Source organism: Streptomyces sp. NPDC087859 (assembly GCF_044742595.1).
GTDB classification, from domain to species: domain Bacteria; phylum Actinomycetota; class Actinomycetes; order Streptomycetales; family Streptomycetaceae; genus Streptomyces; species Streptomyces canus_F.
On the sequence record NZ_JBIUUU010000006.1, the window covers coordinates 133,912 to 160,534 of the forward strand.

Annotated in this window: 23 protein-coding genes; 1 reads left to right on the plus strand and 22 read right to left on the minus strand. The window is 70.7% G+C overall.

Annotation, left to right across the window (positions count from 1 at the left end; genetic code table 11):
* Positions 1 to 10 precede the first annotated feature (10 nt).
* The 20 genes from ACIOHP_RS15935 to ACIOHP_RS16030 form a co-directional block, all read right to left on the minus strand.
* A complete protein-coding gene (locus tag ACIOHP_RS15935) occupies positions 11 to 1,123 on the minus strand; it encodes a pectate lyase (protein WP_401887802.1) in 1,113 nt (370 codons plus the stop codon).
* 45 nt (positions 1,124 to 1,168) lie between these two features.
* Positions 1,169 to 2,218 (minus strand): dienelactone hydrolase family protein, encoded by a 1,050-nt coding sequence (locus ACIOHP_RS15940; protein ID WP_401887805.1) that lies wholly within the window; start codon positions 2,216 to 2,218, stop codon positions 1,169 to 1,171.
* Positions 2,205 to 3,467: a polysaccharide lyase family 1 protein gene (locus ACIOHP_RS15945; protein WP_401887807.1), complete on the minus strand. Its 1,263-nt coding sequence runs from the start codon at positions 3,465 to 3,467 to the stop codon at positions 2,205 to 2,207. The genes ACIOHP_RS15940 and ACIOHP_RS15945 overlap by 14 nt, the downstream gene beginning before the upstream one ends.
* A complete protein-coding gene (locus ACIOHP_RS15950) occupies positions 3,460 to 4,488 on the minus strand; it encodes a pectinesterase family protein (RefSeq protein ID WP_401887809.1) in 1,029 nt (342 codons plus the stop codon). Before ACIOHP_RS15950 ends, ACIOHP_RS15945 begins: the two co-directional genes overlap by 8 nt.
* A gap of 1 nt (position 4,489) precedes the next feature.
* Positions 4,490 to 5,620, minus strand: a complete 1,131-nt coding sequence (locus ACIOHP_RS15955; RefSeq protein WP_401887812.1) for a pectinesterase family protein — start codon at positions 5,618 to 5,620, stop codon at positions 4,490 to 4,492.
* Between the two features lie 136 nt (positions 5,621 to 5,756).
* Entirely contained in the window at positions 5,757 to 7,088 is a 1,332-nt protein-coding gene (locus tag ACIOHP_RS15960; protein WP_401887815.1) for a polysaccharide lyase family 1 protein, read from the minus strand.
* Between the two features lie 32 nt (positions 7,089 to 7,120).
* Complete coding sequence (locus ACIOHP_RS15965; RefSeq protein ID WP_401887817.1) at positions 7,121 to 7,918, minus strand: rhamnogalacturonan acetylesterase; 798 nt, start codon at positions 7,916 to 7,918, stop codon at positions 7,121 to 7,123.
* 103 nt (positions 7,919 to 8,021) lie between these two features.
* On the minus strand, positions 8,022 to 9,362 hold the full coding sequence (locus tag ACIOHP_RS15970; protein ID WP_361553925.1) for a sugar ABC transporter substrate-binding protein: 1,341 nt from the start codon (positions 9,360 to 9,362) through the stop codon (positions 8,022 to 8,024).
* Between the two features lie 78 nt (positions 9,363 to 9,440).
* Positions 9,441 to 11,420: a pectinesterase family protein gene (locus ACIOHP_RS15975; protein WP_401887820.1), complete on the minus strand. Its 1,980-nt coding sequence runs from the start codon at positions 11,418 to 11,420 to the stop codon at positions 9,441 to 9,443.
* Between the two features lie 34 nt (positions 11,421 to 11,454).
* A complete protein-coding gene (locus ACIOHP_RS15980; protein WP_401887823.1) occupies positions 11,455 to 12,966 on the minus strand; it encodes a family 43 glycosylhydrolase in 1,512 nt (503 codons plus the stop codon).
* A complete protein-coding gene (locus tag ACIOHP_RS15985) occupies positions 12,963 to 13,808 on the minus strand; it encodes a PmoA family protein (protein ID WP_401887825.1) in 846 nt (281 codons plus the stop codon). Before ACIOHP_RS15985 ends, ACIOHP_RS15980 begins: the two co-directional genes overlap by 4 nt.
* Entirely contained in the window at positions 13,808 to 14,962 is a 1,155-nt protein-coding gene (locus ACIOHP_RS15990; protein ID WP_401887828.1) for a Gfo/Idh/MocA family protein, read from the minus strand. The genes ACIOHP_RS15985 and ACIOHP_RS15990 overlap by 1 nt, the downstream gene beginning before the upstream one ends.
* Positions 14,959 to 16,248, minus strand: a complete 1,290-nt coding sequence (locus tag ACIOHP_RS15995; protein ID WP_401887831.1) for a polysaccharide lyase family 1 protein — start codon at positions 16,246 to 16,248, stop codon at positions 14,959 to 14,961. Before ACIOHP_RS15995 ends, ACIOHP_RS15990 begins: the two co-directional genes overlap by 4 nt.
* Before the next feature lie 157 nt (positions 16,249 to 16,405).
* Positions 16,406 to 17,302 carry a carbohydrate ABC transporter permease gene (locus tag ACIOHP_RS16000; protein WP_401887833.1) on the minus strand — a complete coding sequence of 299 codons (897 nt, stop codon included), beginning with the start codon at positions 17,300 to 17,302 and terminating at the stop codon, positions 16,406 to 16,408.
* Positions 17,299 to 18,234, minus strand: coding sequence for a sugar ABC transporter permease (locus tag ACIOHP_RS16005; RefSeq protein WP_351687685.1), 936 nt, complete (start codon positions 18,232 to 18,234; stop codon positions 17,299 to 17,301). Before ACIOHP_RS16005 ends, ACIOHP_RS16000 begins: the two co-directional genes overlap by 4 nt.
* Positions 18,235 to 18,324: 90 nt before the next feature.
* Positions 18,325 to 20,061, minus strand: coding sequence for an L-arabinonate dehydratase (gene araD / locus ACIOHP_RS16010; RefSeq protein ID WP_401887836.1), 1,737 nt, complete (start codon positions 20,059 to 20,061; stop codon positions 18,325 to 18,327).
* On the minus strand, positions 20,058 to 20,966 hold the full coding sequence (locus tag ACIOHP_RS16015) for a dihydrodipicolinate synthase family protein (protein WP_361553950.1): 909 nt from the start codon (positions 20,964 to 20,966) through the stop codon (positions 20,058 to 20,060). Before ACIOHP_RS16015 ends, araD begins: the two co-directional genes overlap by 4 nt.
* On the minus strand, positions 20,963 to 21,631 hold the full coding sequence (locus ACIOHP_RS16020) for a GntR family transcriptional regulator (protein WP_361487902.1): 669 nt from the start codon (positions 21,629 to 21,631) through the stop codon (positions 20,963 to 20,965). Before ACIOHP_RS16020 ends, ACIOHP_RS16015 begins: the two co-directional genes overlap by 4 nt.
* A gap of 144 nt (positions 21,632 to 21,775) precedes the next feature.
* Positions 21,776 to 22,537, minus strand: coding sequence for an MBL fold metallo-hydrolase (locus ACIOHP_RS16025; protein WP_401887840.1), 762 nt, complete (start codon positions 22,535 to 22,537; stop codon positions 21,776 to 21,778).
* A gap of 68 nt (positions 22,538 to 22,605) precedes the next feature.
* Complete coding sequence (locus ACIOHP_RS16030; RefSeq protein ID WP_401887842.1) at positions 22,606 to 23,187, minus strand: TIGR03086 family metal-binding protein; 582 nt, start codon at positions 23,185 to 23,187, stop codon at positions 22,606 to 22,608.
* Between the two features lie 141 nt (positions 23,188 to 23,328).
* On the opposite strand from ACIOHP_RS16030, the gene ACIOHP_RS16035 reads away from it, so the two are divergent.
* Positions 23,329 to 24,543, plus strand: coding sequence for an MFS transporter (locus ACIOHP_RS16035; RefSeq protein WP_401887845.1), 1,215 nt, complete (start codon positions 23,329 to 23,331; stop codon positions 24,541 to 24,543).
* Here the strand turns inward: ACIOHP_RS16035 and ACIOHP_RS16040 are convergent.
* Complete coding sequence (locus ACIOHP_RS16040; protein WP_401887848.1) at positions 24,480 to 25,643, minus strand: hypothetical protein; 1,164 nt, start codon at positions 25,641 to 25,643, stop codon at positions 24,480 to 24,482. The genes ACIOHP_RS16035 and ACIOHP_RS16040 overlap by 64 nt on opposite strands.
* Positions 25,640 to 26,584, minus strand: a complete 945-nt coding sequence (locus tag ACIOHP_RS16045; RefSeq protein WP_361553962.1) for a 5-dehydro-4-deoxyglucarate dehydratase — start codon at positions 26,582 to 26,584, stop codon at positions 25,640 to 25,642. The genes ACIOHP_RS16040 and ACIOHP_RS16045 overlap by 4 nt, the downstream gene beginning before the upstream one ends.
* Positions 26,585 to 26,623 lie beyond the last annotated feature (39 nt).

Sequence of the window (26,623 nt, forward strand, 5' to 3'; positions counted from 1 at the left end):
CCCCGAGAGGTCAGTTCATGGTGGCGCCGATCGTCGTCGAGCCCGTGGTGAGGAAGGTCGTGGCCGGCAGGGTGCCGCTGGAGCTGCGGGCGTTGTAGGTCGTCGACGCGTTCGTGGAGATGAAGGCCGGCGTCGCGATGCCGGAGTCCCAGTTGTTGCCGGACGAGGTGACCGACGAGCCCTTGCTGACCGAGCCGCCGCTGTTGCCGACGGCGAGGTTCTTGCCGAGCTTGGCGGCGCCGGTGGCGAAGTAGTAGCCCCACTTGCTGTTGGCGTAGGCGGTGGTGCGGTTGATGACGATCGCGCCCTTGTTGGAGTTCTCGGTGAACCCGTTGCCGGCGTTGCCCCAGGCCGCCGAGTTGTTGATGACGTGCGCCACGACCTCGCCGTCGCCGCCCAGCTTGTAGCCGTTGCCGTCGCCCGCGAAGGCCGAGTCGGACCAGCGGTTGACGCCGTTGCCCATGGCCCAGGTGTGCTCGACGGTGACGGGCGAGGAGAAGGACCAGAAGTCCAGACCGTCGTCCGAGTTGTTGTAGAGGCGGGCGCCGGTGATCAGGTTGCCGGTGCCGGAGCCGAACTTCACGGCGATGCCGTCGGCGTTCTCGCCGTGGCCCGCGGCGTCGTAGTGGCCGTAGGAGTCGATGTTCTTGACCGTGTTGTTGACGGTCCCGTCGCCGGTGAGCGTGAAGCCGGAGTCGCCGCCGTTGATGGTCTTGATGTTGTTCCACACCGTGCCGGTGCAGGACTGGCAGACGACGGCGCTGTCCGGGGAGTTCTGGAAGGTGATGTTGGAGACGTTCCAGTAGTCCGCGGTCAGCTTGAAGATCCAGTCGCCGTCGGGCAGGTTCGAGCCGTCGATCTTGACGGTCTCCGAGCCGTAGGCGGTGAGCTGGACCGGCGAGGACGAGGTGCCGTTGGCCGTGGACTGCAGGGTGGCCGTCGGGTAGTAGGTGCCGCCGCGGACCTGGATGACCGTGCCGGCGGTGGCGCCGGACAGGGCGCTGCTCAGTTCGGCCGAGGTGTCCACGACCACGGTCGCGGCCTGGGCCTGGGTGGGGAGGACGGCCACGGCGGTGCCGAGGGCGAGGGCCGTCGTGGCGATCAGAGCGGTACGACGAGACATGGAGTGCGGTCCTTTTCTCGTACGGACGGGGAGGGGGACGGTGGATCAGAGGACGTGGTCGAGCCAGTGGAAGACCTCGTCCTGCATGCGGTCGGCGAAGACATGGCCGAGATCGGGCCAGGTCTTCAGACGCAACCGCTCCTCGGCGTGGCACGAGTGCCAGACGGCGCGCAGCGTGTCGTACGCGGCTCGGACGCCGTCGGCGGGGAACAGCGGGTCGAGCCCGCCGTCGAAGAAGAGCATCGGCCTGGGGGCGGCGATGCTCGCCACGTCGGGGAAGTCGAGGAACCGGGAGAGCCCCGGGTGGAGCATGTAGTACGACGACTGCCCGCGCAGCGTGTTGTTGCCGGGCACCATCATTTCCCTGAGGCCGGTCATCCAGCAGACGGCGGCGGTGGCCGCGATGTCGTGGCTGAGCGCGGCGGTCTGCCAGGCGCGGTAGGCGCCCATGGAGAAGCCGAGGGCGGCGACCCGGCGCACGTGCTTCAGGCCGGCCAGGAAGCCGGCGGCGCGGGCGTCCTCGCGGGCCATGAGTCCGGCGAGCGAGGAGCCGAGGTGGAAGAAGTTGCTCGCCAGGGCCTGCTGCTGGTCGTAGGCGATCGGGCCGCGGTCGCCCCAGCCCGGGGCGTCCAGGCACAGCACGACATATCCGCGCCGGGCCAGCTCGTCGCCCACGAACCGACCGCTGTAGTACCGGTCGGCCCACGCTTGGGCGGAGGCCAGCCGGGTCTCGTCGTACCAGGGCCGGACGAGTTTCTCCTTGCCGATGCCGAACTCGGACCCGTGGTCGTGGAAGAGGAGCACGGCGGGGAAGGGGCCGGGGCCTCGCGGGGTGAGGAGGACGCCCCGAACGCGCTCGTACCGGGTGAGGGAGAGCGTCACCAGCTCCCGTGTGCAGGAGTCGGTCCGGGACGGCACGCCGTACTCCGGCGCGTACGGTGTCTCGTCCTGCCGCTCCACCAGGAGGTGCTGCTCGACCTTGGCCCGGGCCAGGAGCCGCCAGTCGCTGAAGTCCCGGACCCGCGAAGTGCCCCAGGCGAGCGGGAAGGTGAGCTCCTTCCTCAGCTCCGGGTACAGGCTGTCAGGAGTGGCCATACGGCCTCCCCGCGCCGGCGTGGGTCAGGACGTGGTGCTCGACCGCCGCCGGGGACCTGAGCGGCCGGTAGTCGTAGACGCCGGCCGGGTCCCAGCCGACGTCGTCGGTCAGTCCGAGGCCGCTCGCCACCGTGTTCAGCCTGGCGGGGCGGCCGTTGTGCCAGGAGCCGGTGTCGCGGAAGTGCTCGCCGCCGTAGGCGGCCAGGGCGAGACCCGGGTCGTACCGGAAGACGTTGCGCTCGGAGTAGATCGCCGACTCCACGCCCACGCCCAGCGCGTAGAGAGGGGCCCGGCCCCGGTAGACGTTGTTGACGACGTGCACCTGTCCGAAGCGGACGCGGGGGCCGCGCTGCATGATGTCGGTGAAGAGGTTCCGGGCGAAGGTGATCCTGAGGTGCCCCCGGTCGCGGTCGCCGCGCCCGTCCCCCGACCCGATGAGGAGCGCCTTGTCGTGGTCGGTGAACCGGCTGTCGGAGACGGTGAGGAAGTCGGAGCCGTCCTCGATGTCCAGCAGTCCGTCGTGCCGTTGGACGTGCTCGCCGTGGAAGCCGAGCGGTGCCTCGCGGTCCGGGAAGCGGCCGTCGGTGAAGGTGCAGTGGTCGACCCAGATGTTCTTGCCGGTGATGACGGTCATCGCGTCGAAGCGGGCGTTCCAGTTGCCCTGGGTGCCGTCGTCGGGCGACCAGCTGGTGAAGTGGTCGACGGGAGCCTCCAGCCGGAGGTTGCGCACGATGATGTTCGTGCCGGTGTTGACCGTCAGGAAGACGCCGAGCAGCCGGGCGTCACGGCCGGCACCGACGAGTGTCGTGTTGCTCGGCACGGTGAGCTGGATCTGTGCCTTCTCCTTGTTCGACCCGGTCTGGCGCAGCTGCCGCTGCTGTCTGCAGTAGTCGTGGCGGGTGTCGGACCAGGTGGTGCCGTCCTCGCCGAAGCAGGACATGTACTGGGCGAGGTCGTATCCGGGCGCGTAGTCCTGCTCGCCGAGCAGGGAACCGTCGTCCGCCTCATGGCCGTTGATGTCCCCGACGACCCGGATCACCTTGGGCGCGGTGGGATCACCCGCGTTGGCGAGGGCCTCCTTGAGCTCGGCGCGGGTGTGCACCGTCGAGACGGTGCCGCCCGCCCCGCCGGTGGTGCCGGCGCCGGTGGAGGCCCAGCCGACGGGACCGCCCTCGCCGGCGGCGGCCGGCGGCGCCCAACCGAAGGCCAGGCACACGCAGGCGAGGAGGGCGGCGGCAGCCCTACGCACGCGGGCACCAGTCGCCGAGATACGTGGCCTTGGTGTGCGACTCGGCTTGGTCGCGGGTCAGTTGAGGCCTGTTCTCCGGCACCGGGATCGCCGCGCCGGGGCCGGAGTTGCGGTACTCGTGGAACCGCATGGTCTGCCAGGGGTACGCCTCCCGCATGTTGGTGTAGGGCGCGACGGGGTCGATGCCGGGTCCGATCCGGGTGTCCCGCACGACGAGGGACGGCCAGGCGGTCGTCTCGTACGACGGGACCCACGGCCGGGCCAGCTTGTACGCCGCGTCCTCGGCGCCCGAGGTGATGCGGGAGCGCAGGGCGAGGATGCCGTGGGGGTTGGCGCGGGCGGTGGACGGGGCGAAGACCATGCCCTTCGGGGTGAAGGTGACGTCCCGCTGGAGGGTGTGGAAGTGGCACTCCTCGAAGACGGCGGTGGCCCGGCCGAAGACGAAGTCGACGTCGCCCTCGATGTAGCAGCGGTGGAAGTACTGCCGGTCGAAGGAGGTGAGCGCGGTCGTCTCGACGAAGAGGGTGTCCTGGTGGGCGAGCAGCCGGACGTTGTCGAAGTGGGTGCGGTCCCCGTACGTGCAGGAGGCGACCGCCTGGGTCCCGGTGATGTCGGGATGGTCGGCGCGCAGCCAGTCGTTGGCGAGGGTCAGGTCGCGGACGGTGAGGCCGGGGGCGGCGGAGGTGAAGGTGGCGGAGCCTGCGGTGCCGTACGTTCCGGAGCCGTCGGGCTTCTGTGTGCCGTTCGCGTTGTCGTAGACGATCACGGTGTCGCGGGGGTCGCGGGAGGCACCGCGCAGGGTCAACTCGGCCTTGTCGGCGGGCACGTCGACGACCTCGCGGTACGTCCCCGGGTGCACGACGATCGTCCAGCCGGGACCGTCGACCGCGTCCACGGCCGCCTGGACGGAGCCGCCGGGGCGGACGTGCAGGACCCGGCGGGCACCGGTGGCGGAGGCCGGAGTGGCGGCCCCTGCCGCGAACAGGCCCGCGCCGGCGGCGAGAAGGATGCGTCTGCGCATCTCAGCACCCCCGCTTCCACGGCTGCCAGTCGCCGAGGTAGGCGGCGCGGGTCGCCGACTCGGCCTGGTCGTCGGTGAGTTGGGGCCGGTTCTCGGGGACCGTGATCACCGCGCCCGGTCCCGTGTTGCGGTACTCGGCGAAACGCTGGTTCTGCCAGGGGAAGCCGTCCGACATGTTGGCGTAGGGCGCCACCGCGTCGATGCCCGCGTCGAGGCGGCTGTCCCGGACGGTGAGGCCGGGGCGGGCGGTGGGGTCGGAGCTGGGCACCCAGGGGCGGGCCAGCTTGTAGTAGGCGTCGGGGGCCTCGCTGCTGATGCGGCTTTTGGTGACCAGGTAGCCGAGCGGGTTGGCGCCCGCCGTGGACGGCGCGAAGACGAAGCCGTACGGGGCGGAGGCCAGGTCGGTGCGGGTCAGGGTGCGGAAGTGGCACTGCTCGAACACGGCGGTGCCCCGGCCGAAGACGAAGTCGACGTCGCCCTCGACGTAGCAGTGCGAGAAGTACTGGCGGGCGAAGACGGCCAGGGCGGTGGAGTCCGCGTACAAGGTGTCCTGGTGGCCCAGGAAGCGGCAGTGGTGGAAGGCCGAGCGGTCGCCCAGCACCTTGATGGCGACGGCCTGGGTGCCGGAGACGCCCGGATGGTCGGCGCGCAGCCAGTCGTTGGCGAAGGTGATCCAGCGGGCGGTGAAGCCGTCGGGGCGGACCAGGGTGGTGGCCGAGCCGGTGGTGCCGTAGGTGCCGGAGCCGTCGGGCTTGGGGGTGCCGGCCGCGTTGTCGTAGACGATGACGACGTCCCGCGGGTCCTCGCTCGCGCCGATCCAGGTCAGCTCGGTGGCGGTGGCCGCGACGGCGACGGTCTCCCGGTACACACCGGGGGCGAGGACCAGGGTGTACCCGGCGGTGGTGACCGTGGTGACGGCGGCCTGGACGCTGGTGAAGTCGCCGCGGCCCTGGGTGTCGATGTAGAGCGTGGTCGGGGTCAGCCGGGCGGCCGGGGAACCGAACCGGCCGAAGGGGCGCCGACCGCCGGCGAAGGCGGGCGCGGACGCGAGGCCGAGCGCGGCGGCCGTGCCAACGCTCGCGGTCAGGAATCCCCTTCTGGACAGGGGGAGTTGGCGGTGGGGCGAGGGCATGGCGATGCTCCTTGGCTGTGCGGCTCTTCGGTGATGTGCGTGGTGTTCCTCGCCGTGGGGGGCTGGGGCCGGGGCGGGCGCACTCGGGGTGGTGAGTGCGCGGTGCGGGCCGCCCCGGCCGTTCAGGGGGCGGGTGTCAGCAGACGCGGCCGGCGCCGGCGCCGCGGTCGACGATCCCGGGGACCTTCTTGACCGGGTCGATCTTCGTGCGCAGGGTCGGCGTCCAGCCGGCGCCGGACTCGAGGGTCTCGGCGGGGATCTCGGCGTTGTGGACGGCGATCAGGTCGGTGGGCTTGCCGTTGACGTAGTTGTCGGCGGCGGTGACCGGGGAGACGTTCCAGCGCTTGAGCACCTTGGCCGCGCTGACCCCTTCCGGCAGCGTGAACGCGTTGTGCTCGGCGACCAGTTGGGACTCCTTGCCGATGCCGAAGCTGTAGGAGTAGTCCTCGTTGGCCACGAAGTGGTTGTTGTAGGAGTCGACCTGCCCGAACCGCACGCGCGGGGCGCGCTCGACGAGGTCGGAGAACTGGTTGTGGTGGAAGGTGACCTTGAGCTTGCCCCGGTCGCCCACCGCCGTGGACTCGCTGTCGCTGTTGCCGATCAGGATCGTCTTGTCGTGCTCGGTGAAGACGTTCCACGAGGCGGTGACGTAGTTGGAGCCGCGGACGATGTCCAGTTCCCCGTCGTGCTGCTGGTAGAGCATGCCGAAGTAGGTCGGCGCGGCGCTGTCGGGGTGGGAGCCGTCGGTGAAGGTGTTGTGGTCCATCCACACGTGGGTGGAGCCGTAGACGACGGCGGTGTCGTACTCGGAGTTCCAGTTGCCGTTGGCGCCGTCGGTCGGGTCCCACTGCGGGAAGCAGTCGATGGGGCTCTCGAAGGCGAGGTTGCGGATGATGACGTTGTCGACGGCCTTGATCTGGAGGCTGGCGCCCTTGATCCCGGCGTTCTTGCCGATGCCGATGATCGTGGTGTTGGAGGGGACGTTGGCCTTGATGGCCTTGTCCTGGTTGGCGGCGGAGGTGCGGCGCAGCCCCTCGGGGCTGTCGTCGGGCTCGGCGCTGAGGTCGGTGTCGAGCCCCCAGGTCTCCGGCGCGTACGTGGCGAGGTAGGCGTCGAAGTCGTACCCGGCGGCGGCGAAGGCGTCGCAGCCCTCCGAGACGGCGTCGATCGTCCCCTTGACCTTGATGATCTTCGGCGCGTCTCCGCCGGCGGCCAGGGCGGCCTTGAAGTCGGCCCAGGTGGAGACGGTGTGGACATGGGCGGCGTCGGCCGCGGCGCCACCGGTGGTCCCGGTCCCGTAGGAACCCCAGCCGTCACCGGCCGGGAGGGTCTGCCGGGCGACGTCACGACCGCTCGCCTGGGCGCCGGGCCCGGTGACGGTCAGCACGAGGGCGGTGCAGCCGACGACGACGGCGGCACGCGCCACCTTGGCTGCTATGTCATGCCCATGCCATTTCTGTGTGCTCATGGTGCGGCTCTCTCTTCCGGTTCAGGGGGTGGTTACGCGGTGGCCTCGGGCCAGGTGATCCAGGACGTGGGGATCTCCTGGTCGAGCCGCCGCACGTCCTGCGGGCGCAGCACCCGGGTGCGCAGCAGCTCCTGCGCCACGAGCCGCGCCACGGCGATGGCACCGGGCGGATTGAAGTGCGTGTTGTCCTGCTCGGTCGCGGTCCAGTTGAAGTACGTCTTCGTCTCCTCGACCCCGAGCTTCTGCCACAGCGCGAGGGACAGCGCCTGGATGTCGAGCAGCGCGACCCGCTCCTCCTCGGCGAGCGCACGCATCGACGCCGGGTAGTCGCCGTGGGTCGGCACGGCGTTGCCGGCCGTGTCGAACTTCCGGCGCTCCACGGAGGTCGCGAGCACGGGCCGCGCACCACGGGCACGGGCGCCGTCGATGTACAGCCGCAGATAGTCCTGGTACGTCGTCCAGGGCTCGGTGTAGCGGGTGGGGTCGGCGGACTTCTCGTCGTTGTGCGCGAACTGGACGAGGAGGTAGTCGCCGGGCTGGATCAGCCCGAGAATCGTGTCGAGCCGGCCTTCGTCGACGAAGCTCTTCGAACTGCGCCCGTTCACCGCGTGGTTGGCGACGGGCCGGTCTCGGTGCAGAAAGAAGGGAAGCGCCATGCCCCACCCGGTCTCGGGGGCCGCGTCGGCGTATTTCTGGGCGGCGGTGGAGTCACCGGCGATGTAGATCGTCCGGGGGCGGCGGATTCCGGCGGAAGCGGTACCGGAGGCCGCAAAGGTGAGGGGAACAGCGGCAAGGGCCGCCGTGGTCATCTGTCTGCGGGTAAGGGACACAGGAAAGCCTTTCGTTGACCAACCCAGGGGCGCGGGGAACTGCGCGACCGGCCCCAACCGGTCGGCAGCTCCCCACTACCCGAACCACCCGTGCTCTTGGCTCTTAGCCGTTCTGCGACTTCCACTCGGTCTGGGCCTCGTTCAGCTGGTCCGCCAGCGTGTCGAGGAAGTCCTTCGCGCTCATCTTTCCGAGCAGCACCTTCTGGAAGTTCGGCTCGTTGTCGGCCTTCGAGATGGTGCCCCAGTCGGGCAGGTAGTACGGCAGCTGGACGATGCTGGTGGAACCGTCGGTCAGCGCGGCCGCGGCCAGCTTGGTCGGCTCGGCCTTCGAGATCCACGCGTCCTGCGCCGCGTCGTTGTTCGCGGGCACCTGCCCCGCGGACTCGTTGAACTTCGAGTTCTCCGCCTTCGACAGGGCGAACTCGATGAACTTCCAGGCCGCGTCCTTGTTCTTGGAGGTCTTGAACAGGCCGATGCCGTCAACGGGGTTGGAGACCTGGACCCGCTTTCCGTCGGGCCCGGTCGGCTGCGGAATACCCCGGAACTTCTCGACCCCGAGCGCCTTCACATGGTCCTGGTACGACCCCAGGTTGTGGTTCAGCATTCCGATGGTGCCGGAATCCCACTGGGCGACCATCTTGGTGAAGTCGTTGTTGAGGTCGGCGGCCGGTGTGACCTTCTTGAAGAGCGCCGCGTACTTCTCCAGCGCCTCCACGTTCTTCGGGTCGTTGACCGTGGTCTTGTCGCCGTTCCAGAACGACGTGATCCCGGACTGCCCGTACATCGCGTCCAGTGCCTGCGCGATGGACCCGGCGCCGCCGCGGATCGTGTAGCCGAACTCGTTCTTGCCGGCGTCGGTGAGCTTGTCCGCGGCCTCGTAGAACTTGTCCCAGGTGGTCGGCTCGTCCAGGCCCGCCTTCTTGAACAGGTCGGTGCGGTAGTAGAGCACACCGTTGTTCGCGGAGGTGGGGATCGAGTAGAGCCGGCCGTCACCGCCGCCGGCGGCCGTCAGCGACTCGACCATGTCCTCGTTGAGCTTGCCGTTGAGCGAGGACTTGGCGAGCCGGTTGTCCAGCGGCTCCAGGGCGCCCTGGGCGGAGAAGCTCGCGAGCATCGCCGCGCCGACGCCACCGACGTCCGGGAGGCTGTCGGCCTGGATGGCGGTGTCGACCTTGGACTGGTAGTCGGTGGAGGCGATACCGACGTACTCGACGTCGATCTTCGGGTTCGCCTTCTCGAAGTCGGCGATGACCTCCTTCCAGATGTCGGTGCGGACACCACCGTTGTTGTCCCAGAAGACGATCTTGCCCGTGCCGGTGCCGTCGTTGCCCTTGTCACCCGTGCTGCTGCCGTCGTCACCGCAGGCGGTGGCGGTCAGCGCGAGGACGGAGCCCAGGGCGACCGCCACGGCGGCTCGCCTGCTTCTGCGGATGCTGATCTTCATTGGTCGGCTCTCTCTTCTGGGTCAATCTCAGCTGGATCGAGATGTGAACTGCTGTGTGCAGATATGAAGTTGTGGGGGTCAGTGGCGGGCGTGGGGCGCCCAGTCGTCGCTGCCGCGGAGGTAGTCGGCGACGGTGTGGGCGCGGGCGTCCGCGTCGCTCATCTGCGGCCGGTCCGCGGTGACTTCGGCGCCGGGCCCGTAGTTGCGGTACTCGGTGAAGCGGGCGTCCCTCCACGAGAAGCCGCTCATGTCGGTCCACGGGGAGGCCTTGATCGCGGCCGGCAGCTTCGTGTCGCGGATCAGGACCTGGGCGACGGCCTCCGGTTCCCCTCCCGGATGCCAGGGCCTGCCGAGGTGGAAGCTCCCGGCCGGCGCGTCGCTCACGATCCTGGAGTCGGTGATCAGGAAGCCGTAGGGGTTCCCGGTCCAGGTCGAAGCCGCCGTGATGTAGCCGTTGTTGGTCGCCGAGCCCCGGCTCAGCGCCTTGATGACCGACCGCTCGATCACCGTCGTCGCCCGTCCGTAGACGAAGTCGACGTCGCCCTCGATGTACGAGTCGCGGACATAGACCCGGCTGACGGTGGTCAGCTTGGGGCTGTCGGTCATCAGGGTGTCCTGGTTGCCCAGGAAGGCGGTGTCCTCGAAGACGATCCGGTCGCCGGTCGTCTTCATCGCCAGCGCCTGCTCGCCGTTCAACTCGACCGCGGCCTCGTCGAAGTCGTTGCTGAAGGTGAGGTTGCGCGCCGTGACGTCGTTCGCGGCGATGCGCACGGTGGCGCTGCCGGTCGAACCGCCGTACGCGGCGGGCGTGTCGTAGACGATGACGGTGTCGGACCGATCTTGTCCAGTCCCCTGCAGCACGATGTTCGGCTTGGTCGCGGGGATGAAGACCTTGGCGCGGTACGTCCCCGGCGCGACGGCGATCGTCACGGGCACGGTGTTACCGTCCGGCACGGCGTCCACGGCGGCCTGCACGGTCGGGTAGTCGGCCGGGACGTGCAGGGTCGCACCGATCCGCTGCTGCGGCCCGGAGAACCGCTTCACCAGCGCGGGAACGGCGGCGGCCGGGTCCAGCCGGTAGTCGTAGAACTCCCGCGGATCGAAGGCGGCACCCCACGCGTCGGTACGCCCGGCGGTGTTCCTCAGGATCGACCCGCGCTGCACCAACTCGGCCGTGGCATCGGCCTGGTAGGGGTGCTGGACGCCGTCGTAGTAGCTGTTCTCGATGACCATCCTGGTCCTGCCGCGCGACCAGTTCCCGTACGTCCACGTCGGGTCCCCGTCGGCGACCTGGGCCGAGAGGTAGTTGTTGTAGAGATGGGCGTAGGCACAGTTGTCCGCGGAAGGATTGCGCTGCTTCGTGCCCGTGAACCAGTTGTGGTCGATCGTGATCTCGGTCAGGACATTCGTCGTCCAGCCGATCCCCAACGCCTTGTTGTGGTGCGTGAACCGGTTGTAGGAGACGGTGATGTACCGGCTGTCCTTGCGGATGTCGAGCAGCCCGTCGCCCATGTGCGTGAAGCGGTTGTGGTCGATCCAGACGTGGTCGACGGTGTCCATCTGGATCGCGTCGAAGTCGGTGGTCTTGCCGTCCCAGTCGCCCTCGACGTAGGAGTCCCGGATCGTCAGGTTGCGGATGATGACGTTGCTGGTGCCGGGGTTGAGGTGCAGCTCACCGTGGACGATCTCGCCGGTGTCGCCGACGCCGATGATCGTCTTGTCCGAGGCCACGACGATGTCCGAGCCGAACGGCTCGACGGCTATCGCCCCCGACACCCGGATGACATACGGCTCTTCGGCCGCCGCGTACCGGGTGAGCGAGGCCTGGTCGGTGACGGTGACGACCTTGCCGCCCGCCCCGCCGGTGGTGCCGCCGGCGAGGGAGGCGAAGCCGTGCGGCTGGTCGGTCCAGCGGGGGGCGGCCACCGGCGAGGACCCTGCCGAGGCGTCGGCTTCCCCGCTCGCCCCGAGTACGAGGGCGGCCAGCAGGCCCACGACGGTGGCCAGGACTCTGCCGGGACCGAGTCCCGACAAGCGCTTGCTATGGAGGTGCGTCATTGCGGCTCCCAACAGGCGTACAAGGAGAGGTGTGCTACAGCTGGTCGATCCTGAACTTCGTGAAGGTTGCCGCGCCGGCATGACCGTGTCCGGTGGGCGCGAGGGCGACGAGACCGAGCAGAGCGCCGACCCAGCGCCACGGCGTGGCCGCGAAGACGGGACCGGAAGGACGCGGACCGTCGCCGATGTCGTGGAAGAAGCGGCACCGCGCCCCCGCGCCGATCTCGATCCGCAGCCGCACCCGTCCCTCGGGGGCGATCACGGGGTGGGCGGCGTCGCGTTCCCGCTCGGCGACCGCCTCGGCGAACCGGTGCACCACCTGAACAGTTCCGTCCTCGTCCCGCTGGAGCCCGATCCAGCCGAACGCGTCCCCGAGGACCGCGAGCCCGGCCCGTGCCCCCGGCTCCTCGCTGTCCAGGCGCAGCTCCACCTCGACGGCGGAGGGCTTGCCGGGCAGCCGCTGGGTGAGGACGTTCGGCAGTCTGCGCAGGTCGTGCGCGTCGGCCGAGCGGACGCAGGTCAGGCGGAGCCCGTCACCGGAGTGGTGGGTGGCCCAGCCGTCCCGCGGGTTGGCGGTCCAGCTCCACTGGCGGCCGAAGCGTCCGCCGGGGAAGTCGTCGTCGGTGGCGGGCGCGGCGGGCGGCTGCGGCGGCAGGTCGGGCCTGGTGTGTACGGCGACGGGGGCTCCGTCGTCCCCGAGCACCGGCCAGCCTCCCCCATCGCCCCAGCGCATCGGCTGGAGGTGGACGACCCTGCCGTAGGCGCCCTTCTGCTGGAAGTGCAGGAACCAGTCCTCGCCGGACGGGGTGCGCACCCAGCCGCCCTGGTGGGGGCCGTTGACGTCGGTGTCCTTCTGCTCCAGGACGACCTGCTCCTCGTACGGCCCGAAGAACTCGCGTGAGCGGAAGGCGCCCTGCCAGCCGGTCTCGACTCCCCCGGCGGGGGCCAGGATCCAGAACCAGCCGTCGTGCTGATAGAGCTTGGGGCCCTCCAGGGTGAACCAGCCCGGTATCCGGTCGCCGTCGACGATCACCTTGCCGTCGTCGAGGAGTTCGGTGCCGTCGGGGTGCATCCGGTGGCCGGTGAGCCGGTTCTTGACGCCGGAGCGGGACTTGGCCCAGGCGTGCACCAGGTAGGCCTCGCCGGTCTCGTCGTCCCACAGGGGGCAGGCGTCGATCAGGCCCTTGCCCGCCTTGAGGAGGTGCGGGTGGGTCCAAGGCCCCCTGATCTCGGGGGCGTTGATCTGGAAGATGCCCTGGTCGGGGTCGCCCCAGAAGATCCAGAACCGATCGTCGTGGTGGCGCAACGACGGGGCCCAGACACCGCGGTCGTGCCGGGGTGCCTTGAACTCGGCCGCGGGCTCCAGCCGTGGCAGCGCGTGGCCGACCAGGGTCCAGTTGACGAGGTCGCGGGAGTGCAGCAGCGGCAGGCCGGGGGCGCGGCCGAAGCTGGAGGCGGTGAGGTAGAAGTCGTCGCCGACGCGCAGGACGTCCGGGTCGGACCAGTCGGCGTCGAGCACCGGGTTGGTGTACGTCTCGGCGGTCACAGGCTCACCGCCTTGCGGATCAGGGCGGCGGCCCCGGCGCGGTCGAGGCGGCCGTCGGCGACGACCGTGACGACCCGGCGGACGAGGGTGTCGCCCGCGGCGACCGGTACCCGCTCGGTGTGCGCCAACGACGAGCCCACGCCGGGGTATTCGCCGGTGCGCACGAACCACGGGTCCCGGCGGGTCTGCTCGGTGGCCCCGGCGAAGACCAGCGTCCAGGCGGAGCCGGCGAGGGCGAGCCAGTCGGCGCGGTGGGCGTGCACCTCGGACTCGCCGTCGGCGCTCGGGGTGAACACGTCCGGCGCCCGGTCCTCCTTGCGGGCCCGCCAGAAGAAGCCTCCGTACGCGGCGCCCGGGCGGCCGTTGGTGGCCGGGCTGCCGATGGACAGCGGGTCGGACGTGACATTGGTGAGCGAGAACGTGAAGTCCAACGCCCAGGCGGTGTCGGTGAGTTCGGTGGCCGCGACCGTACGGCGCTCGCGCAGCAGCTCCGCTCCCGCGGCGATCCAGCGCAGTTCCTCCACGAAGCCGTCCGGGTCGCGGAGCTGGAAGGAGCTGTGGCGCTGGGCGCCGTGGTTGTCGAGCTCGGTGGGGCCCTGGCCGCGGACGTAGGTGCGTCCGCCCCAGAAGTTGAACCCCTCGACGTCGGGAACGGCGACACCGACGCCGAGGTGATGGAGGTGGTCGGCGGGGCTCAGTTCGGTGACTGCCGTGCCGGCCAGGGTGGTGACGGGGTGCAGATAGGGGCGCGGGGAGAGCCGCGCGGGCAGCTCGGGCCGGGTGACATAGCGGCCGACCGGGCGGCCCGCGACGCGCAGGACCGGGGAGTCGGGGGTCGTCATCAGGTACTCACCTCTTTCGGTAGGGCATCCACGACCCAGGGCGCGCCGAGCTCGGAGTAGAGGGCGAGAGTGTCCGCGGAGGCCGCGACGAGCCCGTCGACGCCGGGGACGACCCTGCGGTCCTCGCCGGGGACCAGGTGCCAGGCGCTCGCGGGCAGCGGGGCCGGGTCGGGGGCCGTCCGGATCGCCTCGACGACCTTCATGAAGGCGCCGGTCGCTTCCGGCGGGACCAGCAGGTCGGTGCCGTCGGTGAGGTGGTCGACGAGGTTCTCCAGCAGGTCGGTGCGACCGTGGTCGTACTCCTCCGGGCCGTGGTCCGCGCGCTGGAGCAGGACGCGGTCCTGCTTGTACCAGAAGGTGATCCGGCCGCGTGTGCCGTGCACGAGGACGTACGGGTCGTCCGGGTCCTCGGCGCACAGGGTCGCGGCGACGGTGACCGGGCGGCCCTGTGCCGTGGAGATCCGGACACAGGAGGTGTCGTCGGACTCGATGTCGTTGGCGTGCAGCAGCTCGGTCTCGATGCGGGTGACGTCCTCGGCGCGCGTGGAACCGTTCAGGGCGAGACCGGTGGCGACCGCGTGCGCGAGCGGGTTGGTCAACGCGCCGTCGATCACGTCGACGCCGTTCAGGCGCCGCCTGCCCGCCCAGGGGGCCCGCGTGTAGTAGGACTCCGGGCGTGCCCAGGCACCGGCGCCACCGACGCCGACCAGGTCACCGACGGCCCCGTCGGCGATCAGCTGCCGGATCGCGGGCACCGCGTGCGAGCCCAGCGACTGGAAGCCGATCTGGCAGACGACCCCGGCCGCGGCGACCCCGTCGGCCATGCGCCGGAACTCGGCGTACGACGGGGCCGGAGGCTTCTCCAGCAGGATGTGCACACCCCGGCGAGCCGCTTCGAGCGCCAGGTCGGTGTGGGTCGGGATCGGCGTGCAGATCACCGCGATCCGGGCGCCCGTGGAGTCCAGGAGGGCACCGAAGTCGGCGGACTGCTCGGGCGTGCCGAGGCCCTCGGGGAGCTCGCCAGCGGTCAGCGGGGTCAGCTCGCAGATGCCCGCCAGGCGGACGATCCCCTTGTCCTGGAGCCGGCGGATGTTCTCCAGGTGCCAGCGGCCGTGGCCGCGCGCTCCCGCCAGGACGATGTCTACGGTGCTCATGGGATCCTCCCTGCGCCCGCGCCGCGTGCCACCTTCCGGTCGGCAGCCTCGGCGCTGTCGATCTTTGTGTGCAGGGTAGGCGTCCAGCCGACGTCGGCCGTGAGGTCGCGCTCGCTGCCGGAGTTGTAGGCGTTGTGGATCGGCAGCAGGTCGACCGGGAAGCCGTTGAAGAGGGTGCCCTCGTCGTGCAGGGCGGTGCCGTTCCAGCTCTTGATCAGGTCGGCGACCTCTACATGGCCCGGGGTGGTGAAGGCGTTGTTCCGGGCGTGGATGGCGGACTCGGTGGAGACGCCGATCGAGTAGCGGTAGTCGTGGACGTCCTCGGGGACGACGTAGCGGTTGTTGTAGAGGTGCACCTGGCCGAAGCGGACGCGCGGGGCGCGCTGGACGATCGACTCGAACTGGTTGTGGTGCAGGGTGACGCGGAGCTTGCCGCGGTCCCCCGTCACCGCGTCGCCGTTGCCGATGAGCATCGCCTTGTCGTGGCCCACGAGCCGGCTCCAGGAGACGGTGACCAGGTCGGAGCCGTTGGTGATGTCCAGCAGGCCGTCGTGGCGCAGGTAGTTGCGGCCGAAGTGGGTGGGTTCCTTCTCGTCCGGGTGGCCCTTGTCGCTGAGGGTGACGTGGTCGACCCAGACGTGGTGGGAGCCGGTCAGCCAGATGTTGTCGTACGCGGTCTTCCAGTCGCCGAGGCCGCCGGTGTTGGGCTGCCAGACGGGGAAGCAGTCGTAGGCGTCGCGCAGGTCGAGGTTGCGGATGATGACGTTGGAGGCGTTCCTGACCTGGAGGTTGGCGCCCTTGAGGACCGCGCCCTCGAGCCCGACGATCGTGGTGTTGGAGCCGACGGTCAGCGTGACCCGCTCGGCCTGCCGGGCCGCGGAGGCCTGGCGGGCCTCCTCCTGTGCTCCGCCGGGCTTGGCCGGGCCCCAGGTGCGGGGGTCGTAGGCGGCGAGGTACTTCTTCAGGGTGTACCCGCCGGTGGCGTAGTCCGCGCAGTCCAGGTGGTCGCCGTCGTCGTCGGTGTTGGCGTCGATCGTCCCGGCGACCTTGATGATCTTCGGGGTGGCGCTGCCGCCGTCGAGGGCCGCCGCGAGCCCGGCGCGGTCGGTGACCGTGAAGACATGGGCGTCGTCGGCGGCGGCGCCACCGGTGGTGCCCGCTCCCTCGGCCGCCCAGCCGTCGTTCGCCGGCAGCGTGTCGCGGCCGATGTCACGGGCCTCGGCGTGGGCGGGGACGCAGAGGAGCCCCAACACGCCGGCGGAGGCGGCGATGTGACGAAGCCTCATGCTCGCACCTCCCTTGCCTTCACGCTGGTGGCGGATGCCGTCCTCGTCCGGGCCCGGCCGTCCCGGTCGGCGCACCGAAAGAGATCCGGCCCAGCGCCTCCCTCCCCGGCCCGGAGGGAATCCGGCCGCGCTCCCCCCTCCACGCTCTGACGGTGGCTCATCCCTTCACCGCCCCCGCGCTGAACCCGGTGATCAGCCACTTCTGGATGAAGGCGAACACGATCACCACCGGCACCGCCGCGATGATGCCGCCGGCGGCCAACGCGCCGAGGTCGACGCTGTCCGCGCCCATCAGGGTGTTGAGGCCGACCGGGATCGTCTGCTTGTCCTGGTTGTTGAGGAACATCAGGGCGAACAGGAAGTGGTTCCAGGAGTGCACGAAGGCGAAGGAACCCACCGCGATCAGACCGGGCCGCAGCAGGGGCAGGACGACGATCCGGAACGCGGTGAAGCGGTTGCAGCCGTCGACCCAGGCCGCCTCCTCCAGGGAGTACGGCACGTTCTTGATGAAGTTGCTGATCAGGATGATCGACAGCGGCAGCTGGAAGACCGTCTCGGCGATGATGACGCTGGTCAGCGAGTTGATCATCTGCAGTTCGGCGAAGATCTCGAACAGCGGCACCAGGAGCAGCGCGCCCGGCACGAACTGGGAGCACAGCAGGCCGAGCATGAAGGCCCGCTTGACCTTGAAGTTGAACCGGGCGAGGGCGTAACCGCCGGCCAGCGCCACGAGGGTCGTCATCACCAGGGTGGCGACGCCGACGAGGACGCTGTTCTCGAAGTAGGTGCCGAACGACCGTTCCGTCCAGACCTTCTCGAAGTGGTCGAAGGTCATCGGCCACGGTACGAGCGAGGTCGAGCCGGACGGGCGGAGCGCGAAGAGCAGGATCCAGTAGAACGGGATCAGGGTGAAGAGCAGGTAGATCGACAGCGGCAGGTAGATGTGCCAGCGGGGGACCTCGTCCCAGGCACGCTGGCGCTTCTTCGGGCGCGGCGGTGCGGGATCCGCGGCCTGCGGGGCCGGGGCGACCGGGGCGGCTTCCTTGGTGATCACTTGTCGTCGCCTCCGAACTTGCTCAGGCGCAGATAGACCATCGAGCAGAAGAGCAGAATCACGAACGCCACCGTGGTCAGGGCCGATGCGTAGCCGAAGTTGTGGGCGTCGACGCTGGTGTTGGCGATGTATAGCGGGAGGGTCGTCGTCTCGCCCGCGGGTCCGCCGCCGGTGAGGGTGTAGAGCAGGTCGACGTTGTTGAACTCCCAGACCGCCCGCAACAGCGTGGACAGGATGATCGCGTCCTTCAGGTGCGGCAGCGTGATGTGCAGGAACTGCTTGAACCGGCTGGCTCCGTCGACCTCGGCGGCTTCGTAGAGGTCCTTGGAGACGGACTGGAGGTCGGCGAGGATGAGGATCGCGAAGAAGGGGACCCCTCGCCACAGGTCGGCGACGATCGCCGCCGGGAACACGGTGGAGGTGTCCGACAGCCAGCTGGTGCCGTAGGAGCCGATGCCCATGTCCGCGAGGTAACGGGTGATGCCCGTCTGGGAGTTGTAGAGCAGGACCCAGATCGCGGAGGTCAGCACACCGGAGACGGCCCACGGGGAGAAGACCATGGCGCGTCCCATGGCCCGGCCCACGAAGCTCTGGTTGACGATGAGCGCCAGTGCGAGACCGAAGAGCAGTTGGAGGCCGACCTCGACGAAGACCCACTTGGCGCTGAAGACCAGTGTGTCCCAGAAGATGGGGTCCTCGGTGAAGGCGTGGACGAAGTTGTCGAAGCCCGCATATCCGTTGCGCCAGGGCTTCGTGGGGTTGTAGTTCTGCAGGCTGTAGTAGAAGACGCTGATGACCGGGTAGGCGATGAAGCCCAGCATGAGCAGGCCGGCCGGTGCGATCAGCAGGTAGGGGAGCTTGCGTGGGGTGGCGGAGGCACGGCGCCGCCGGGGTGGCGCTGGCGGTTTCGCCACGGCTGCGGCTTGGGCCATGACTGTTCTCCGATCTCGGTACGTCTTGGTACGCCTTGCGGGAAGCGCTTTCTCTCTGGACATGCGGGTGCGCTGTGGTGCTGCTGCGGCTCAGCCGGCGTGCGGGTCGGTCGCCTTGCCCGGACGGGCCAGGAACTCGAAGTCGCAGCCGGTGTCGGCCTGCGTGATCTGCTCGTTGTAGAGCGCGCCGTAGCCTCGCTCGTAACGGACGGGCGGCGGTGTCCACTGCGCCCTGCGGCGCTCCAACTCCTCGTCGTCCACATGGAGATGGAGGGAGCGCGCCTCGACGTCCAGGGTGATCCGGTCACCGCTGCGGACGAGGGCGAGCGGTCCGCCGATGTACGACTCGGGCGCGACGTGCAGTACACACGCGCCGTAACTCGTGCCGCTCATCCGGGCGTCGGAGATCCGGACCATGTCCCGCACCCCCTGCTTGAGCAGATGGTCGGGGATGGGCAGCATGCCGTACTCGGGCATGCCCGGTCCGCCCTTGGGCCCGGCGTTGCGCAGCACCACCACACTGTCGGCGGTGATGTTCAGCGACGGGTCGTTGATGGTCCGCTGCATGGTCTTGTAGTCGTCGAAGACGACCGCGGGACCGGTGTGCTTGAGCAGGTGCGGCTCGGCGGAGATGTGCTTGATGACCGCGCCGTCCGGGCAGAGGTTGCCGCGCAGGACGGCGACTCCGCCCTCGCCGGCGACCGGGTTCTCGCGGGTGCGGATGACGTCGTCGTTGTGCACGACGGCACCTTCGAGCTGCTCCCCCAGCGTGCCGTTGACGGTCGGCCGGTCCAGGTGCAGCAGGTCGGTGATCCGCGTGAGGAAGGCGGGCAGGCCGCCGGCGAAGTGGAAGTCCTCCATGAGGTACGTCTGTCCGCCGGGCCGTACGTTCGCCAGCACCGGGACGGTACGGGCGATGCGGTCGAAGTCGTCGAGGGCGAGCTTGATCCCGGACCGGCCCGCCATCGCGATCAGATGGATCACGGCGTTGGTGGAGCCGCCGAGTCCGAGCACCGTGGTGACGGCGTCCTCGAAGGCCTCCCGGGTGAGGATCTCCGACGGCTTGAGAGCGGTCCAGGCGAGCTCCACGGCACGGCGCCCGGAGGCGGCGGCCATCCGCTCGTGCCCGGACTCGACGGCCGGGATCGAGGAGGCGCCCGGCAGTGTCATGCCGAGGACCTCCGCCGCCGCGGTCATCGTGGACGCGGTGCCCATGGTCATGCAGTGACCGGGTGAACGCGCCAGCCCGCCCTGGAGCTCGCGGAGTTCGCAGTCCGTCAGATTGCCCGCGCGATGCTCGTCCCAGTACTTCCACATGTCGGTGCCCGACCCGAGGGTCTCCCCGCGCCAGTGCCCCGGCAGCATCGGCCCCGCGGGCACGAAGAGCGACGGCACATCGGCCGAGGCGGCGCCCATGAGCAGCGCCGGCGTCGACTTGTCGCAGCCGCCGAGCAGCACCGCCGCGTCGATCGGGTACGACCGCAGCAGCTCCTCCGTCTCCATCGCGAGGAGGTTGCGGTAGAGCATCGGGGTCGGCTTCTGGTACGTCTCCGAGAGCGTGGCGACCGGGAACTCGAGCGGGAAGCCCCCGGCCTGCCACACGCCCCGCTTGACCGCCTCGGCGCGCTCACGCAGATGGACATGGCAGGGGTTGATGTCGGACCAGGTGTTGAGGACGGCGATCACCGGGCGGCCCCGGTACTCCTCCGCCTCGTAACCCAGCTGGCGCATCCGGGCGTTGTGCGACCAGGTGCGCAACTGGCCCTCGGTGCCGTACCACTGGTGGCTCCGGAGCTCCTCGGGGCGTTTGCGTTCTCTGTCGGTCATATCGACCACCCGGCGGCTATCCCGGCGACCTCGGCCCGCTCGTCCTCGGGCAGCGGCCGGCTCGGCGGACGCACCTCGCGGCGGCACAGGCCCAGGGAGGCGAGGGCCTCCTTGACGATGGTGACGTTGTTGGCGGAGCCGTTGGCGGCGCGGAGCTCCTCGAAGCGGCGGATCTGCTCCCAGACCTTCATGGCGGCCGGGTAGTCGCCGGACCGCAGCGCTTCGATCATGTTCAGCGAGACGGCCGGGGCGACGTTCACCAGTCCGGAGGTGAAGCCGGTGGCGCCCGCGGAGAAGTACGAGGGGGCGTAGGGCTCGGCGAGGCCGGCGACCCACACAAAGCGTTCCAGTCCCGCGTCCCGGGCGAAGGCGGCGAATCTCGCCGCGTCCGGGACGGCGTACTTCACCCCGATGACGTTCGGGCAGGCGTCGGCGAGTTCGGCGAGGCGGGCACCGGTGAGCTGCGCGTTGCGGATGTACGGCACGACGCCCAGCTCGGGCACGGCCTCGGCGATGGCGCGGTGGTAGTCGACCCAGCCGCCCTGGGAGACGTACGGATGGACGGGCTGGTGGACCATCACCATCGCCGCGCCCAGCGCACGGGCGTGCTCCGCGGAGGCGACGGCGGTGGGCACGTCATGGCCGACGCCGACGAGGATCACGGCGCGGTCGCCGGCCTCCTCGATCGTCAGCTCGGTGACGAGCCGGCGCTCTTCGGGGGTCAGGGCGTAGAACTCGCCAGTGTTCCCGTTGGGGGTGAGGGTCGTGACCCCACCGTCGAGGAGACGACGCAGCAGGGCCCGGTGGGTGTCCTGGTCGACGGTGCCGTCCTCGGCGAACGGTGTCACCGGGATCGCCACCACGTCGGCCAGGGCCGCCCGCTGGGTCTCGAACGTCGCTGTCATGCCTGACCGTCCTCTCCCTGGGCCTCGGACTCCGCGTCCGGGAAGGCCCGTTGCACGAACGACGCGATGTGCGCGTGAAGGGCGCGGGCCGCGCCGTCGGCGTCACCGTCGAGCGCGAGCCGCAGGATCTCCCGGTGCTCACCGGCCTCCCGCTCCCAAGAGGGCGAGGCCGCCCAGGCGACGGCGGAGACGAGGGCCGCCTGGTCACGCACCTCGTCGAGCATCCGGCCGAGCAGCGGGTTGCCGCACGGCAGATACAGGGACCGGTGGAACTCCCGGTTGGCGAGGGAGCGTTCGGCGGTGTCGGTGGCCTGGTCGGCCCGGGTCAGCGCGTCACGGGCCTCGTCGAGGGAGGCGCCGCGCTTCACCGCCCGCTTCAGGGCCTCGGGCTCGAGCAGCAGCCGGACGTCGTAGACCTCGCGCGCCATGTCCGCGTCCACCATGCGCACCGTGACGCCCTTGTACTGGTTCATCACGACGAGCCCGGTGCCGGCCAGGGTCTTGAGCGCCTCGCGCACCGGGGTCTTGGACACCCCGAACTGCGCGGCGAGGTCGGTCTCGACCAGAGCCTGCCCCGGCGTCAACTGGCCGGTGAGGATGCGGCGTTTGATCTCCTCGAGCACGTACTGCGTGCGGGAGGGGATCGGCGTGGGCACAGAGGTCATGCGCGCCTCTCGGATCTCGCGTATCGGATCTCACGTATCGCGTCTCATATATGACGTACGAAGTACGACGGGTTGAAGGTAGGAGGGGGCCCGTGTTTCGTCAATGCTTCTGACAGAGGAAGTTGAGGTTGCCGAGCAGAGAGTTCAGACGGTGTACGTCTCGCCGACACGGGCGGCGGCAGTGGGACCGCCGAAGACGGAGGCGGCGCGCGCGGTGGCGTTCTCGGGGGTGAGGGTGGGCCCGACGTGGGTGATCAGCAACGTCCCCACGTCTCCCGCCCCGCGGGCGAAGGCCCCGGCCTCCTCCGGTGTCAGATGCACCGGATCGACTTCGCCTTCGCAATGCGCGTCGACATCGGCCTCGCAGAGGAACAGGTCCGCCCCGCCGGCGAGATGCAGCAGTCCGTCGCACGGCCCGGTGTCCCCGGAGTACGCCAGGGCCCGTCCGCCGCTCTCGGCCCACAGGCCGTAGGCCTCGACGTCGTGCAGGACCTCGCGGGCGGTGAGCGTCAGATCGCCGTGCCGGACAGTGTGCCCGTCGTGCAGCGGCCGGAAGTCGAAGACGCCGCTCAGGAACCCGGTGTCCGGCCGCCCGAAGAATCCGGCGAGGCGTGCGGCGCAGTCGCGCGGCGCGTACACCGGGATCGGCGCGGGGAGGGTGAGCCCGCCGTACGCGAAGCCGTAGAGGGCAGCCGTGAGGTCGGCGTAGTGGTCGGCGTGCAGATGCGAGATCCAGATCGCGCTCAGCCGCGTCGGGTCCGTGTGCCGCTGCAACTCGGCGAAGGTCCCGGTCCCGGCGTCCACCCACACCTCGGCACCGCCTCCCCGCACCAGATGGCCGGAGCACGGGGTGTCCGGGCCGGGGTGCGGGGAGGCGGTGCCGAGGACGGTGAGGGTGAGGGACATGCGGGGAGCGTAGGCCCGGGTGTCTCGCACACGCCTCTGATTAAGGCCGCTCGATCAGGGCCGCTCGATCAAGGCCGCCGCCACCCGGGATCCCGCCCGCTCAGCCCGACGGCCCGGTCGAGCAGCGGGGCGCCGTCCGGCACGGGGACGACGGGACCGAAGATGCCACCGCCCCCGTCGTCCTCCTTGGCGGCCGCGAGCAGGAAGTCGTACGACACCTGGAGCGCGGCGGGATCCGGGTCGTACGGGAGGCCGGTGGCGCGGGCCAGGTCCCAGCCGTGGATGACCAGTTCGTCGATCGCGACCGCTCCGGCGACCTCGCCCGGCAGGTCGACGCCGCCCGCGCGGGTCATACCGGTCCAGGCCGACGGGTCGCGCCAGGCGTCGGCGAGCTCGTCGAGGACCTTCGGCAGTTCCTCGCGCCAGCCGGGGCCGATGTCCGGTACGGCGGCGGTGGGGGCGGTGTTCGTCGTGGGGCCGAGGTCCTTGCGGGCGGCGTCACGGAAGGCGACGGCCAGGCCCAGCAGATGGCCCAGCAGATTGTGGACCGCCATGGCCGGACAGGGGGTCGGGTCCGCCAGCTGGTCGTCCCGGACGGCCTGGGCGAGGCGCGCCAGGGTGCGGGTCTGGGGGCCGAGGTCGACAGTCATGCGTGCTCCTCCGGGATGGGTGCCCTTCAGGAGGTAGACCGGCAGGCCTCCCGGAACTCATCGCCGCGTCCCGAATCACCTCTCCTTCTAGGGCATCTGCCCGATCCCCGCACCCCCTCCTCAGTCCCACGATCAACAGGCATGGCACCTCTTCGGACCGTCCTGCGCGACCGCGACGCAGGCCTCTACCTCACCGCCGTCGTCGTCTCCGGCTTCGGCACCTCCGCGCTCTGGCTGGCCTCGGGCGTCTGGGTCAAGGACCTCACCGGCTCGGACGGCCTCGCCGCGCTGTGCCTGCTCGCCATGTGGGCGCCGACGCTGCTCGGCCCGCTCCTGGGCACCCTCGCCGACCGTGTGCGGCGCAAACCCCTGCTGATCGGCGCGAACCTGCTCCTGGCCGCCCTGCTGCCCACCCTCTTCACCGTCGACTCCGCCGACGGCCTCTGGCTTCTCTACGCGGTCCTCTTCGTCTACGGCGCGGCAGGCGTCGTCCAAGACGCGGCCGAGTCCGCCCTGGTCGCCGCCGCCGTCGACCCGTCCCTGCTCGGCGAGTTCAACGGGCTGCGGACGGCGATCACGGAGGGCATGAAACTCGTGGCTCCCCTGGCGGGCGCCGGACTCTGCGCCGCGTACGGCGGCCCTGCCGTCGCCCTCCTCGACGCCGGCACCTTCGTCGTCGCCACGATCCTGTACGCCGCCCTCCGCGTCCGGGAGAGCGGGCCGGGGCCGTCCCGGCGCACCCCGGCCGCCGAGGCCGTCCGCCATCTGCGGGCCCACCCGCTTCTGCGCCCCCTCGTCCTGGCCGGCGGCATCACCATGCTCTTCGCCGGTCTGAGCGGTGCGATGCTCTACGCCGTCATCGACGACCTCGGGCACTCCCCCGCGTACGCCGGTGTCCTCTACGCCGTCCAGGGCGCCGGTTCCGTGGTGGTCGGGCTGCTCTCGGGCCCCGCCCTGCGGCTCCTCGGCGCCCGCCGGTTCGCGGCGTACGGCATCGCCCTGACGGCCGTGGCGACGGGGCTGCGGGCCGTGCCGTCCGATCCGGTGGCCCTCACGTGCGCCGCGGCGAGCGGGGTGGGGCTGCCCTGTGTGCTGATCGCCGCGCTCACCGCCGTACAGCGCGAGACACCGGACGCGCTGCTGGGCCGCACGGTCACCACGGCCAACACGCTGGTGTTCGCGCCGAACGTCCTCGGGCTGGCCGCGGGAGCGGTCCTGGTCGAACTGGTCGACCAGAAGCCGCTGTTGGTCGTCCTGGGCGGGTTGTGGCTGCTGACGGCGGTGCGGCTGGCTCAGAGGCCGGCGAGCGCCGCGCGCACCAGCTCCAGATCCCCGTCAGACGCCAACCCCGCGTGATAGAGCCGCATCTCCGTGGCCCCCAGCTCCCGCGCGCGTGCCGCGTCCGTAGCGAGTGTGCCGGGGCTGCCGCCCATCCCGGAGACCACGCCGAAGTTGGCGGCGATCACCACGTCCGTCCGGCCCTGCTCGGCGAACGGCGTCAGCAGGCCCGGTCCGCCCGCGCACGGCACGACCACGCCGTCCGCGACGGAGAGGATGTGCGCGGGGTCCACGCCGGGGTTCGCGCCGACGTGGTACGTCACCGGGTCGGCATGCAGCAGGATCCGGAAACCGTCGGGAGCCGCCGCGCGCACCGCGCCGACCGCCGCCTCCTGGAGCGTGCGGGCGGTTTCGTCGCGCCACGCGCGCGTGGCCGCCGCGACCGAGGCACCGAGGAGCTTCTCGACCCCCGCCCAGTCCCCGTCATCCGGCGCCCCCTGCCACAGCGGCTCCAGCGCGTCCCGTACCGCGGCGGCCAGTTCGTCGGCGTCCAGGCCCTGGGCGCCGTAGCCCTCCCGGCAGACCGCGCAGAAGCAGAGCGCCATCAGATACATGCCGACGTCCCCGAGGCCGACCCCGCCGGTCTTGTCGTGGGCGTGCAGATGCTGGAGGCCGTACCAGCCGAGGGACTCCAGTTCGGTGCCGCGCGCGCCCGGTCGTACGGCGGCCTCGGCGGCCAGGTCGACGAGGTACGCGCGCGTGGCGGGCTGGGCGATACAGGGGGCCCACGGGTAGCGATCCCCGTAGGCGTTGACGACCGAGGTCTGCGGACGTTCCGCGCCCAGGCGGGAGTTGTGGGCGAGGACCACCCAGGTGTGCACCTCCAGACCGGCCCGCGTCAGCGCGGCGGCCGCCTCGCCGAACGCGTCGCCGGGCGCCCAGTCGCCGGCCGGGTACGGGCTCAGCTCCCGTCCCCGCCAGCGGTCGTCGGTGGGGTAGAGCACGGACGCGTGCTCGGCGGTGACGATGCGGTGGCGGGGGTGGCGGGGCGTCAACGCGCGCGTGGAGTGGTACGCGGAGGCGAGCGTCACCTGGCGCACGCCGAGGGAGGCGATGCGCGCGGCGGCCTCCGGGTCCCCGTTGACGTCCCAGGGGTAGACGAATGTCGACGCCTTCACTTGGTGTCCTCCTCCAGCAGCGCGTATCCACGCTCGATGATCTGAGCGAGCTGCTTCACATGATCCTCGGTCGGCTCGTGCAGCGGCGGCCGCACCTCCCCCACGTCGAGTCCGCGCAGCCGGACACCGGCCTTGACCAGGGCGACGGCGTAACCGCGGCCCTGGGCGCGCAACTCGACGAACGGGCGGTAGAAGCCGTCCAGGAGACGGTTGGCCGTCGCCGAGTCGCCCGACTCCAGCGCCCCGTGGAAGGCGAGGGCGATCTCGGGGGCGAAGCAGAACACGGCGGAGGAGTAGAGCGGGACGCCGACCGCGCGGTAGGCGAGCTGGGTCTGTTCGGCGGTCGGCAGGCCGTTGAAGTAGAGGAAGTCGCCGGGGACCTCGGTGCGCACGGCGCTGACGATCCGCTGGACGAGGTCGAGGTCGCCGAGCCCGTCCTTGAGGCCGACGATCCCTTCGGTGCGGGCCAGTTCGACGACGGTCTCCGGTGTGAACACGGCGTTGTCGCGCTGGTAGACGACGACGGGCAGCGCGGTGGCCGCCGCGATCTCCTTGTAGTGCCGCAGCAGTCCCTCCTGCCCGGCGATCACGAGGTACGGCGGCAGGGCGAGCAGTCCGTCCGCGCCGGCCGCCTCGGCCAGCTTCGCGTACCGCACGGCGAGCGCGGTGCCGTACCCGGCGCCCGCGACGACGGGCACCCGTCCCGCCGTCTCCTCCGCGGCCGCCCGCACGCACGCCTCGAACTCCTCGGGCGTCAGCGCGTGGAACTCCCCGGTGCCGCAGCAGGCGAAGACGGCGGCGGCCCCGGCCTCCACCCCGCGGCGCACATGCGCGCGGTAGACGTCGAGGTCGACCGAGCCGTCGGGCGCGTAGGCGGTGACGGGGAAGAACAGCGGCCCGCTGGGGATGCCGAGTCGGGTGGCGAGGTCGGCAGTCGTCACGGGCTCTCCCTGGGGTCGATAAACAGAGGCGTGCGGGAT